General features: G+C 57.0%; 12 protein-coding genes. 4 read left to right on the top strand and 8 right to left on the bottom strand.

The window, feature by feature from the left end; genetic code table 11:
• Positions 1-92: 92 nt before the first annotated feature.
• Together HYG81_RS41200 and HYG81_RS41195 are read left to right on the top strand one after the other, a co-directional pair.
• A complete protein-coding gene (locus HYG81_RS41200; protein WP_226778345.1) occupies positions 93-1001 on the top strand; it encodes an MBL fold metallo-hydrolase in 909 nt (302 codons plus the stop codon).
• 92 nt (positions 1002-1093) lie between these two features.
• Complete coding sequence (locus HYG81_RS41195; protein ID WP_226778344.1) at positions 1094-1510, top strand: cupin domain-containing protein; 417 nt, start codon at positions 1094-1096, stop codon at positions 1508-1510.
• A 42-nt stretch (positions 1511-1552) separates the two neighbouring features.
• Here the strand turns inward: HYG81_RS41195 and HYG81_RS41190 are convergent, their stop codons facing one another.
• From HYG81_RS41190 to HYG81_RS41170, 5 genes are all read right to left on the bottom strand, one after another.
• On the bottom strand, positions 1553-2260 hold the full coding sequence (locus HYG81_RS41190) for an ABC transporter ATP-binding protein (protein WP_226778343.1): 708 nt from the start codon (positions 2258-2260) through the stop codon (positions 1553-1555).
• Positions 2257-3069: an ABC transporter ATP-binding protein gene (locus HYG81_RS41185; protein WP_226778342.1), complete on the bottom strand. Its 813-nt coding sequence runs from the start codon at positions 3067-3069 to the stop codon at positions 2257-2259. Before HYG81_RS41185 ends, HYG81_RS41190 begins: the two co-directional genes overlap by 4 nt.
• Position 3070: 1 nt before the next feature.
• Positions 3071-4150, bottom strand: coding sequence for a branched-chain amino acid ABC transporter permease (locus tag HYG81_RS41180; protein ID WP_226778341.1), 1080 nt, complete (start codon positions 4148-4150; stop codon positions 3071-3073).
• A gap of 69 nt (positions 4151-4219) precedes the next feature.
• Positions 4220-5200, bottom strand: coding sequence for a branched-chain amino acid ABC transporter permease (locus HYG81_RS41175; protein WP_226778340.1), 981 nt, complete (start codon positions 5198-5200; stop codon positions 4220-4222).
• A 126-nt stretch (positions 5201-5326) separates the two neighbouring features.
• Positions 5327-6592, bottom strand: a complete 1266-nt coding sequence (locus tag HYG81_RS41170) for an ABC transporter substrate-binding protein (RefSeq protein WP_226778339.1) — start codon at positions 6590-6592, stop codon at positions 5327-5329.
• 194 nt (positions 6593-6786) lie between these two features.
• Here HYG81_RS41170 and HYG81_RS41165 point away from each other — a divergent pair, with 194 nt between their 5' ends.
• Positions 6787-7572 (top strand): 2-keto-4-pentenoate hydratase, encoded by a 786-nt coding sequence (locus HYG81_RS41165; RefSeq protein WP_226778338.1) that lies wholly within the window; start codon positions 6787-6789, stop codon positions 7570-7572.
• 183 nt (positions 7573-7755) lie between these two features.
• A complete protein-coding gene (locus HYG81_RS41160) occupies positions 7756-8151 on the top strand; it encodes a universal stress protein (RefSeq protein WP_226778337.1) in 396 nt (131 codons plus the stop codon).
• A gap of 63 nt (positions 8152-8214) precedes the next feature.
• Here HYG81_RS41160 and HYG81_RS41155 read toward each other — a convergent pair whose 3' ends face one another.
• From HYG81_RS41155 to meaB, 3 genes are read right to left on the bottom strand one after another with little or no spacing between them, the layout of a single operon-like run.
• The gene (locus HYG81_RS41155) at positions 8215-9483 is read right to left on the bottom strand and encodes a M24 family metallopeptidase (RefSeq protein WP_226778336.1); all 1269 of its coding nucleotides are present in this window, start codon (positions 9481-9483) and stop codon (positions 8215-8217) included.
• Positions 9476-10570, bottom strand: a complete 1095-nt coding sequence (locus tag HYG81_RS41150; RefSeq protein WP_226778335.1) for an SAM-dependent methyltransferase — start codon at positions 10568-10570, stop codon at positions 9476-9478. The genes HYG81_RS41155 and HYG81_RS41150 overlap by 8 nt, the downstream gene beginning before the upstream one ends.
• A complete protein-coding gene (gene meaB / locus HYG81_RS41145; protein ID WP_226778334.1) occupies positions 10563-11594 on the bottom strand; it encodes a methylmalonyl Co-A mutase-associated GTPase MeaB in 1032 nt (343 codons plus the stop codon). The genes HYG81_RS41150 and meaB overlap by 8 nt, the downstream gene beginning before the upstream one ends.
• Positions 11595-11603 lie beyond the last annotated feature (9 nt).

The following is an 11603-nucleotide window of genomic DNA, read 5'->3' as shown; positions in this document are numbered from 1 at the left end:
ATGTCACTCGCGCGTCGTTCAAGACTTGAACGCCCCGATACCAAGCCCACTACCAGACTTTTTACCCCCTGGAATCATTCGTTCGAATGAATATGGACCTATCGTTCCTTCACGAGGTTAATCCGACGCACTATGAAGATACGTACTACGTCGATTTAGACCTCTACGACATCCCGTCGATGGGGTGTGCGTATATCCTCGATGCGGATCGCCCCGCCGTGATCGAAACAGGCGTCGGAAAGCGGTACGAACGCATTCTCGAGGCTCTTGACGAAATCGGAATCAAGTACGAGGACGTCGAAGTTATCGCACCGACGCACGTACACTTAGATCATGCCGGAGGTGCAGGTTTTCTCGCGCGTGAATGTCCGAACGCGACCGTGAGGACCTACGAACGGGGGGCTCGCCATCTCGTCGATCCGTCTCGGCTTGTCACCGGAACGAAGCAAGCAGTTGGCGAGCGGTGGAAATTCTACGTCGAACCGGTTCCCATCGACGAGGACCGGGTATCGGGGTTAGAAGACGGCGACGTTATCGATCTCGGCGACCGTGAACTTGAAGTCCATCACGCACCGGGACACGCGAAGCATCAGGCGGTGTACTACGATCGCCAATCAGACGTCGTATTCGCCGCGGACGCTGCCGGAATATACGTTCCGGAGCTAGATCGAATCCAACCGACGACGCCGCCTACCCAGTTCGATCTCGAGGGGGCGCTGACGGATATCGACCTGCTTCGTGACCTCGATCCCGATATGTTACTGTATACCCACTTCGGACCCCGCGCAGACGTGGATCGCGCCCTCTCTGAGTACGAAGAACTACTGAAAGAGTGGGTCGACGAGATCAGAGAAAAGCGGGCGGAACTCACGGGCGACGAGGCCGTTATCGAGCACTTCCCGCAACGAACCGACATCGTCGATCTATGGGGAGAAGAGAACGCGGTATCGGAGATCCGGATGAACGTTCGCGGCGTGCTTGGGTATCTCGACCGCCAATAACATGTTATTGTTGGTGTAAAATGCAAGTGAGGGTCGACATCTAGCACGGTAAGCTATATCACGATAGATCATCTATTCGAGAGACGGATCGCATGGATCACTCGAAATCATACCAATTATACGACGTCGACGAACCTCCCGTCCGGGATCGGCTTGGTATCGGGATTCAGTTCCTGATGAACACTGATCAAGACGATACGCAGATGTTCGATCAGGGAATCATACACGTAGATCCCGGCGAATCCGTGACACGACACGTCCATCGGTACAGTGGTGAGACGTTCTACGGGCTCAAAGGCGAGGGCGAAATTGTCGTCGACGGCGAAGCGGTGCCATGCCACGCCGACGAACACCTCGTCTTCATTCCGCCGGGAGTTCCGCATTACCCGAGAAATCCGGACGACGCGGACGGAACGTTTCGGGCGATGTTCGTTCACTCGCCGGCAATCATCAACGGCGACACGTACACCGTCGACGAGGACGGAAATCCGGTCGAGGGCGAAAAGTAACTCCGTCACCTGCTCCTAAGTCAACACATCGGTAGCGATGAGTCAGACGCTCAGGTATTGCTGTCGAACCTCTGGGTTCTCCTGTAGTTTCGTCGGCGTCATCTCGTCGACGATCTCACCCTGATCGAGGAAGTAGTGCCTATCGCTGACGTCCATCGCCATGACGACGTTCTGCTCAACGAGGAAGATAGTGAGGCCTTCCTCCTCGTTGAGTTGTCGAATAACTTGTTCGACGTCGCGGACGATGTACGGTGCGAGACCTTCGCTCGGTTCGTCCATCAGCATGACGTTAGGGTTACTGGCTAACGCGCGAGCGATTGCGAGCATCTGCTGTTCCCCTCCGCTAAGGTTCCGCGCCGCTTTGTCCTCGAGTTCCTGGAGCCGCGGGAAATACGAGAGTACCTCGTCGAAACCCATCGGATCCGCCGTGTTATTGATGGCCATTCTGATATTTTCCGAGATCGTTAGCCCCGGCCAGACTCGGCGTTCTTCCGGGACGTATCCGATCCCCTTGCTCACTCGCTTGTGCGTTGCGAGATCAGTAATATCCTCACCGTTGACTCGGATTGTGCCGCTCTGGATGTGCGGCGGTTTCGCGCCGGCCACGCAGCGCATCATCGTCGATTTTCCGGCGCCGTTCCGTCCGAGTAGTGAGACGATTTCACCTTCTTCGATTTCGAGCGAAACGTCGAATAGTACCTGCCCGGTTCCATACCCTGCGTTGACGTTCTCGATTTCCACAGTGTTCATAGATCTAGTTCCTCCTCTTTCATTCCGCCGAGGTACGCGTCCTGCACGGCTTCGTCCGTCCGAACCTCTTCGGGGGTACCCGTTGCGATGTGGTCGCCGTTGTAGAGCACGGTGATTCGGTCGCTGATTCCCATTACGACGCTCATGTCGTGTTCGATCAGTATGATAGCGATCCCTAGTTCATTTCTGATGTTTTCGATAAGCGCCGCCGTCTCCTCAGTCGCCTCCGGGCCCATTCCGCTGGTCGGCTCGTCAAGCAACAGGAGGTCGGGATCCGTCGCGATTGCGACCGCGATTCCGAGACGCCGCTGGTCACCGTGCGAGAGGTTCTCTGCTGTCGTATCGCGTTCGTCCCAGAGCCGGAGTTGTTCGAGGATCTCTTCGGCCCGGTCTCGCTGGTAGTTACGAGCGCGGGAGAACACATTAAAGCTGAACTCCCCGATTTCGGCGGTCTGCACTGCTACCCGGACGTTCTCGAAGACGGTCCGATCGAAGAACACCTCGTTGCTCTGGTATGAACGACCGATGCCGAGCTGCGAGCGCTCTTCGATGGATAGGTTGGTGATATCTTCTCCCCGGAAGTGGACCGTCCCTGATGTCGCTGGCAGGACGCCAGCGATCTGGTTGAAGAACGTCGTCTTCCCGGCACCGTTCGGGCCGATTATCGAGCGAAGTTCGTCGTCCTCGACGTTGATCGAGATGTCGTCGTTGGCGACGACCTCGCCGAACTTTTTGGTGAGGCCCCGCGTCTCGAGGATCACGTCCGATTCCGTATCGTGTGCTCGTTCTGTGTCGATCGTTTCTGCCATGTTAGTTTCCTCCAAGAAGTTTGTTTGCCGCCCAGCGGGCCCCCTTTTTGATCGCTCCCCAGCCGCCCTTTCGGGGCTCGACGAGGATGATGATGATGAACAACAGGCCGAACCCGAACTGCCAGTAGTGACGGAGGGCGCCGATAGCCTGCCATCCGCTGAGGAACTCCGATCCGAGGAACCAGAGGAACGCCCCGAACATCGGTCCGGCGAAACTGCTCAGTCCACCGACGATCGTCATCATAACGACCTCGCCGCTCGTCTCCCAGTAGAGGTAACTCGTCGCGACGCTCTGGTTGACGATTAGAAGCATCGTTCCGGCGACAGCGCTGAACACCGCGCTGAGCATGAATGCATGAACCTTGTAGCGTCGCGTGTTCACCCCGATACTCCGGGCGAGCTGTTCGTTTTCCCGAATGGTGATGAGTGTCCGTCCGAACGGCGAACGAACGATTCGGAACAGCAAGTACGTCGCGACGACGAAGACGGCGGCTACGGCCCAGTACATGGAAACGATGAACGAACCTAGTTCGATCGTCAAGATACCGCGGTATGATTCCACGAGAGGAGGGAGGAGACCGCTTGCGATACCATCGTCTCCGCCGGTCACCCCGCCGGGGTTCGAGTTCGCGATGTACCAGATGACTTCACCGAACGCGATTGTCAAGAGGGCGAAGTAGATCTCGCCTTTTTGGACGATGAGCCGTCCGATCCCGTAGGCGAGGAGGCCCATGAGTGCCAGGGCGAGAGGGATCCCGATGACGATCATTCCTGGCCCGAACTGCGTCATAACGATTGCGATGACGTACATCGAGCCGCCGAGGAACATCGCGTGTCCGAATGACAGGAGACCGGTGTATCCGAGGAGAAGGTTGAACGAGACGGCGAACAGCATCCAGATGAGCACGTTCGACGCCACGCCCGGATATCCCATCAGAACGCCCGCGACGGTCGGCATAGCGACCGCGACCGCTATCAACCCCGCGATAACGGCGACATCAATCCGTCGTTCCGCTATCGGGACTGACCCGTTGATGAGTTCTCTGAACTGTTCTTTCCGTGTCTGTGTTTTCTCACTCATGGCTAATCACTGTTCGAAGGGTAATGTCCGCCAATCGTGCTGTGATCCTATCTAACTTGTTCGTGTAACTCATTCCAAGAATCCCTCCTCTCCAAAGAGGCCGCGTGGTCTAGCGAGTAGTACGACGATCATTACGACAAACGGAACGACTCGTCGGACGCCTTGGAGATTGATCCACGAGATACCCGTAGTGGTCGCGAGAGTGTTGAGCATCGTCGGTGCGAGAAACATAGCCGTACCGATGAGGAGTCCACCGGCAACGCTTCCAAAGAAACTCCCGATTCCGCCGACAACGATCACCACGAATACGAGGATAATAAACAACGAAGCCATTCCAGGATCAATTCCGGTTTCAGCGCCTCGAAGGACGCCAGCGAGTCCGGCGAGCGCAGAGCCGATGAAAAACAAAAACGTAAATTTAATCGGTAAATTCTCGCCGACGAGTTCTGTCATTTCCGGATCTTGTACGCCAGCACGAATTGAGAGCCCGAAATCAGTTCGAACGATCAACAGGTAGATCGCTATCACCGATATGATTCCGACGATCGTGGTGAATACTCGTATTCCGGCGACCTGAGTCACGAGGAGCGGAACGGGCTCGGTCAGGATGTCAGCGGAGTACGACATGGGCGAGGAACCCCAGATGAAGCGAATCGATTCCTCGATCATCAAAGCAAGTCCGAAGGTGAGCAGTAGTCCGTTGATCGGTTCTGTCCCGTATAGCCGTCTGAGGAGGAACCTCTCAACGAGCACACCGAGGACACCGACACCAATCGGTGCCGCGATCAATGCGATCCAGATCGAGAATCCGAACTGAGCAACGATCGCATACGCGAGATACGCCCCGAGCATGAAGAACGCGCCGTGTGCGAAGTTGATCACTCCCATTAGACCCAGAATCAACGTTAAACCGAGCGCGATCATGACGAGGATCATCCCGTACACTAAGCCGCTGATGAGCTGAGTAGCGAACAGTCCCGGTTTGACTGCGATTGTCAGGAGTACCCAGAGCCCTAGAAGGGCATAGATTACTCTCCACGTCGTCGTCATAGTAGAAAACGTACTAGTGACGTGCTTTATCCACCGACCTTGTGGTAGCGTATCATTCGCCATGTTCTTTGTTTACAGGGGGTATCTAGCTAAAAAGCTTGTTAGGCTTTTCGATAGCGGAAGTCGTTACAGGTCGCATCCGGTCTCGTCGCATGACCGCATGACTTCTTGACCGGAGCGTTTCGCGACTTGTTCGAACCAGATTCGCTCGCCGTCCTGGTCAACCATATCGTCAGCCGACTTCGCCTGAACAGCGTAAGTCGGCTTCTCGTTCTGGTGGTCACATTCTCGCCAGGCTTGGGTCCCATCGAGGAGTCCGACGTCGGAGTAGTCGTGCCCGTTAAGTTCGTTAGCAATATCGGCCGCGGCCGTAGATTCCGCTCGGACCGCCGCGCGAACGAGCTGATCCATCGACGTGTACCCCAAGTAATGCCGTGAATAGGCTGTCTTACTGTACTCGTTCCGTACACGCTCGACGAAATTGCTCATCTGGCCCTCTTGGTAGGCAGGATTCCAGACAGTCGCCCAGACACCCATCTGAGCAACCCCCTCTGGACCCAGCGACCACATGACTTCGTCTTCGAGCAGTACGCCTCCGGTTTTCATTTCGCTTGCGAGGCCGCTGTCGAGGTACTGCTGGCACAAACGAGTTGTGTCTGCACCGGCGGTAATATTCCCCATTGCCTCGGCACCAGAATCCTCGACTCGATTGAGTGCAGAGGAATAGTCACCCGCACCCAACGGGACTGATATTGTGTCAACGACCTCCGCACCTTCGTTTTGGAGGACCTGGGAAACAGCGTCTCGAGCGGTCTGGCCCCAAGTGTAATCTGCGTAGACGAGCGTCCACGAGTCAGCGTGGTCCGCCATCGCTGCGCCAGCAGTCCGTGCGAGCATCGTATTCGAACTCGCAGTCCGCCACATGTACTGACCACAGTCACCTCCCGTCGTTGCGTCTGAGTGGCTCCCGGACGCAATGTACGCGAGGTCGTTCCGTGACGCCCACTGTCCCATAGCAATAGCCACTGATGAGGAAACGCCGCCGAACGCGACATCAACGTTATCCTGTGTTACGACTTCTTCGATGCGCCGGACACCCGTGTCCGGGTCGGCTTCAGTGTCCGCCTCCGTTGTTTGAATCGTAATATCAAACTCTTCTTCTAAGTCTTGTATTGCGAGTTCAGCGCCTTCCACCTCGGCGTTTCCGAGGTTTGAATACACACCACTGAATGGTTCCACGAGTCCGACGTGGATCTCGTCCCCCAACTCTGTATTACCACCTCCACCAGGTCTTCCCGTACATCCCGCTAGGCCACTGAGACCGGCAGCGCTTAACGCACCGGTCGTCTTCAACACATCCCGTCGCCGTACATCATTGGCATCCCATGCCATGACACCCACTTTCATATGTTGAATATTAAGTGTTTGGGGATGTTAACATACCTGTATATGCTTTAGTCGAGTCTCGAAGCTGAGTATATAATGGCATCTAATGGATTAAATGAACCAATCGTATTCGTACGGGATGTGTAAGCGACTGTTCGCCGGTACAGCAATTTATACTTCGAGGGCCCCCGTATCGGACGATGGAAGCCAACTCACAGGCGCGAGAAGAGATCGTATCGTCGCTCTATGAAGCATACCGGTCCAGCATCCCCATATCACCGATTCGAGAGGAATATGAATTAACACTATCGGACGCGTACCGCATTCAGAGGGCGGTAACCGAGCGGCGCCGGTCCGCGGAAGGCCCTCATGTCGGATACAAGGTCGGCTTCACCTCCGAAGCGATTCAGAACGAACTGGGTATCGACGAACCCGCCTCCGGACACCTCCTCGCAGGCACGCTCGAATCGGACGGAAGAGTCGATCTTGGGCCGCTCGTCGAACCAAAGGTCGAAGCGGAACTAGCGATCCGTCTCGAAGAACCGCTGACCGGACCAGTAACTCCGGCTGAGGTTCTGACGGCCACGAAAGCCGTCGTTCCGGTCGTCGAAATTGTCGATTGCCGAATCAACGATTGGGATGTCACCGCAGCGGAAGCAGTCGCCGATAACACGCTCTCCGGTCGAGTGATCTGTGGGAACCGAATCCGCGATCCCTCGTCGCTAAACGGAAACCTCGCCCTCGAGGGGATACGAGTGCGAAAGAACGGTACCCAGGAAGCGACAGGCGTCGGCGCTGACGTGCTCGGCCATCCCTGTAATGCGGTACGCTGGCTCGAACGATCGCTTCGTGAATGCGACGACCGTTTGGAAGCGGGCGATATCGTGTTGACTGGTTCGGTCACTCCCCTCGTCCCAATTGCCCCCGGCGATTTTGTCGAGGTCCAGTTCGCTACCTTCGGCACGATAACTCTACGTGGAACCTAAGTTTCCGTTCGGAGAAACGGTCGTCCGTCTCGAGAGTGTTCCACCTCGATTACAGGGCTAAAGAGCCGAATGTCTCCCACCCTCTCTTCGTCCGTCTTACGTTCCAGACGTTTTTCGAGCTCGGTCCTGCTGTCTTTCTATCGGAACGAGGTTTAATATGTTGTCTCCTCAAATACTCACGGTATGTACGAAATCGTCGCCGGCATCGGTACGAACGAAGAATGGGCAGTCGAACAAGCGAAACTGATCATCGAGCTAGCAACATCGGGGCTAACGACCGACGTGACGCTCCTTCACGTATTCGAAGATAATCCGGAGGGAGCGTCCGCACACCAGCTTGAGTCGGTGAAAGCGGCCCGAGACCAGCTCACCGATCACGGCGTCGATGTCGACGTTCGAGAATCCAGCGGTGATCCAGCCCAAAACATCGTTGAGTTCGCGAGGGAGCGGGACAGAGATGCGATCTGCGTCGCCGGACGGAAACGTTCCCCGTCGGGAAAAGTACTGTTCGGAAGCGTAACACAGTCAGTTCTCCTCGAGAGCGACCGACCCGTTTTCGTTCCCGGTGTGGAAAAGTAGACCCGTAATTGTTGAATAAATGCCTGAGTGTCGGCACACTACCGGTTGATGGTCAGGACTTGCTTATAGACCGTCCGTTTCGTTCGAAATTACGAATAGTTCCTGCGGCGTTGTCGAGAGGCGATCCGTACCGCTGTCAGTAACGAGATAGTCGTCCTCGACGACTACCGTTCCGCGATCGGGGTGTATCAGTTTGGGTTCGATAGTAACAACCATACCTTCGCGCAGTTCCGTCGTATTACCCCGTACGAGCGTCGGTTCTTCGTCTGCTTCGAGACCAATGCTGTGACCGATGTAGGGCGCCTGCATCTCCGCGTACCCGCACAACCACTCGGAAACGCCGAGTTCCTCAGCGCACTCGCGTGCGGCGAGGTAGGGTACTTCGGCGGGCGCACCGGGTTCGACGGCGTTTCTGGCTTCCTCGTGGATGGTGAGTACTGTGTGAAACCACTCCCGTTGGTCCGGTGTGGCTTCACCGATCACATACGTCCGGGCCACGTCACCGTGGTAGCCTGCCCAGTTCAGTGCGAGATCCGCCGCTAGAAAGTCGCCGTTTTCCAGTGGTCGGTTCGACGGACCCCACGGCATACTCCGAGTGACACCGGTTCCAGTCACAGTCATGGCGTGTCCTGAAACCAGCGGGAGCGCGTCGCCGCTGGCAATGAGTCCGGCCGCAGGAAGGCGAGCGTCCCAGCGCCGGAAAAAAATGCGATCGTCCATTCCTGCCGCCACCAATGCGCCGATCACCTCGCCTGCGACCTCTTTCTCAGTAACGCCGGGTGCCGCTCGCCGTCGGATTGCGTCGTGCGCTACCTCGTAAAGTTCGGCCGCATCCGCCAGAAGTTCGACTTCGCCTTCCGCTTTGATCGCACGCTGCGAGAGGACGACGTCAGAAACGTCGACGAGTTCGACATCGAGAGCGGTCGCCAGCTTCGACGTGAGCGCTGCCGGAACAGCATCAAGGGGAACACCCAAGGTCGAGACGTCGTCCGCGTACTCTGTGAGCGCGGAGAGTCCACCCTGTTTGAGATAGCGACTGGGCAACTCGGACTCCTGTTTCGCGAAGGCCATTGCTCGGCGGACGAAGAGTTTCGCGCTTCCGCCGTCTCCAGCGGGGACGTAGAGGTTCGCAGGTTGACCGCTTCCCGTGTAATAGGTGAGGTCCACGTGATTCGGTAGTATCGCCGCGTCAGCCTCGATCGCTTCGATCCCTTGAGCGAGTTCGGCGATTCGTTCTTCGTAATCGAAGTTCGGGTAGGGATGACGGTACTGGGATACGTCCCGTTCATGGGCTATTGTCTGATTGTACGGCGAAGACGGTTCGTCAGTCATTATCATTCACCCCTTCATATACGATAAATCGGTCCGCAAAAGTTGTTCGAGACTGCTCCGTCTGTCCAGCAGTAGCGAACAACTTACGCTGTTCGGCGACCGTTGGGATGACGTTTCCCCAAACGAGTTCTGACCACTGCGTCTCTACGCCGGTAGCAAATGGTTGCTGGTCAAACTTCGACGGATATGAGGGATACACCTCGTCGAAAACCGCGATGATACCGTCGTCGACGAGCACGTCTCCGAGCGTATCGAACAGAGCTATTCGTCCGTCTGCGTCGATCTCGTGTTGGCTCATAAAGAAAATAGCTGCATCGAACGAAGTTGCTTCCGCCGCGACCGTCGTCGCGTCCTCGACACGGAAAGTCGTCCGATCACTAATACCTGCTTCGCTGGCGCGCTCCTGCGCTCGGTCAATAGCATCCTCGTCCAAATCAACGCCGATGACGGTGAGATCGGGATACCGTTCACAGAGCTGGCACGCAAGATACCCTGTTCCACAGCCCACATCGAGGACGCGGCCGCCTCGTGACAGCCGGGCTTCGAGCGCGGGGAGCGACTCTGAAATCAGTTTCTCGACGAAGATCGTCTGGAGTCCGCGAGTCGTCCCTTCGATGACGTCCGTGAATGCCGGGCCGCGATCGGTGAACGGTCTCGTCTTGCCACTACGGAAATACTGCGGATACTCCCCGTAGTCCTTGCTCACGTGAGCAGCCGCGAACCGGAAGAGATCGCCCATGTACTGCGCCGCTTCGGGGTCGGCCAGTGGTTGAACGAACGGTTTGCAGAGACGAAAGGTATAGTGATCGTCGTCTCCCGCCAGTTGGACAGTTCCGTCGGTCTCACCGTTCCCGTCACGCGGCTTGGCCTCAATCAGGCCCCACCGCAAGCCGATCTCGCAGAACCGACGCACGTACGGTTCGTGGAGGCCGAGTTGCGAGGCGAGATCGCTCGGCGTTCGTGGATCGATCAGAGCTTCGAACAGCCCGCATTCGATCCCCGTGTATACGTAAAACGTCGCGTGAAATCCGCTGACGAAACCGTGAAGGCGAGCGACCGGATCATCGATAGACGTCCAGTCAGCCATCGTCTATATACTCCTCTACGGCTCTTCGGAAGGGGACAACGAGTTCCTCTGACGCAGTGTAGGGGTCGACGTCCGCATCTGCAGCGAGTAAGTCGCGACGCGCTTCCGCGACGGCGTCGGCCAGCTGGTCGAGTTCGTTACCCATGTGTGTTCGTACTTCCTGTTCGAACCGTCTGGCTCGTGTCTCGGCTAGTTCGCCGCTCTCCTTGATGAACGCGTAGTGCGCGTCAAACGCGTCGACGAGATTTTCGACTCCCTCGTCCTTGATCGCAGCGGTCAGTTCGACTCGTGGAACCCAGGTGTCGGGATCGTCAACCGGGTCGTCTGTATCGCTTCGCTCGAGGTCCTGACCGATGCGGATCATCTGCTGAAGCTCCTGAGCTGTCGCTGTCGCGCCGTCCAGATCGGCTTTGTTGACGGCGAAAACGTCGGCGATTTCGAGGATACCCGCCTTATTCGCCTGAACGTCATCGCCGGCTCCCGGAATAGCGACGACGCAGACGGTGTCCGCAGCTCGGACAATCTCCACTTCGTTCTGCCCGGCCCCGACCGTCTCGATAAGGATGACGTCCTTCCCGAACGCGTCCATTGCGTGAACCACGTCGAACGTCGCTGCCGCGAGGCCACCAACGTGTCCGCGTGCGCTCATCGATCTGAAGAACACGTTCGGATCCTCGTTGCGCGATGTCTGGCGGACGCGATCGCCGAGGACACTTCCGCCCGAGTACGGCGACGACGGATCGACTGCGATCACACCGACGGTGAGGTCCTGCTCACGCAGTCGATCAACCAACTTATCAACGAGCGTTGATTTTCCCGATCCCGGTTGTCCGGTGATGCCGATGGTTCGGGTGCCAGTCGTGTGGTCGTGGAGTGTTTTTACGGCGTCCTGATACCCTGGTGCACCATTCTCGATTCTCGAGATGAGCCGCGAGAGCGACAGCTGTTCCCCGTCGAGGACGCCTTCGACCAGCGGCCGCAGGTCGTCGTTTAGATCCGTGATTGCGAGGTCAGAAGCGCTCATGGTAGCTCG

The organism is Natrinema zhouii, assembly GCF_013456555.2.
Taxonomy (GTDB): domain Archaea; phylum Halobacteriota; class Halobacteria; order Halobacteriales; family Natrialbaceae; genus Natrinema; species Natrinema zhouii.
This window is presented reverse-complemented; position numbering and strand designations above follow the sequence as displayed.

What these genes read in the sequence shown, in the direction of transcription:
- HYG81_RS41200 (WP_226778345.1), top strand. Translation starts at nt 93, where the DNA reads ATGGACCTATCGTTCCTTCACGAGGTTAATCCGACGCACTATGAAGAT.
- HYG81_RS41195 (WP_226778344.1), top strand. Translation starts at nt 1,094, where the DNA reads ATGGATCACTCGAAATCATACCAATTATACGACGTCGACGAACCTCCC.
- HYG81_RS41190 (WP_226778343.1), bottom strand. Translation starts at nt 2,260, where the DNA reads ATGAACACTGTGGAAATCGAGAACGTCAACGCAGGGTATGGAACCGGG.
- HYG81_RS41185 (WP_226778342.1), bottom strand. Translation starts at nt 3,069, where the DNA reads ATGGCAGAAACGATCGACACAGAACGAGCACACGATACGGAATCGGAC.
- HYG81_RS41180 (WP_226778341.1), bottom strand. Translation starts at nt 4,150, where the DNA reads ATGAGTGAGAAAACACAGACACGGAAAGAACAGTTCAGAGAACTCATC.
- HYG81_RS41175 (WP_226778340.1), bottom strand. Translation starts at nt 5,200, where the DNA reads ATGACGACGACGTGGAGAGTAATCTATGCCCTTCTAGGGCTCTGGGTA.
- HYG81_RS41170 (WP_226778339.1), bottom strand. Translation starts at nt 6,592, where the DNA reads ATGGCATGGGATGCCAATGATGTACGGCGACGGGATGTGTTGAAGACG.
- HYG81_RS41165 (WP_226778338.1), top strand. Translation starts at nt 6,787, where the DNA reads ATGGAAGCCAACTCACAGGCGCGAGAAGAGATCGTATCGTCGCTCTAT.
- HYG81_RS41160 (WP_226778337.1), top strand. Translation starts at nt 7,756, where the DNA reads ATGTACGAAATCGTCGCCGGCATCGGTACGAACGAAGAATGGGCAGTC.
- HYG81_RS41155 (WP_226778336.1), bottom strand. Translation starts at nt 9,483, where the DNA reads ATGACTGACGAACCGTCTTCGCCGTACAATCAGACAATAGCCCATGAA.
- HYG81_RS41150 (WP_226778335.1), bottom strand. Translation starts at nt 10,570, where the DNA reads ATGGCTGACTGGACGTCTATCGATGATCCGGTCGCTCGCCTTCACGGT.
- meaB (WP_226778334.1), bottom strand. Translation starts at nt 11,594, where the DNA reads ATGAGCGCTTCTGACCTCGCAATCACGGATCTAAACGACGACCTGCGG.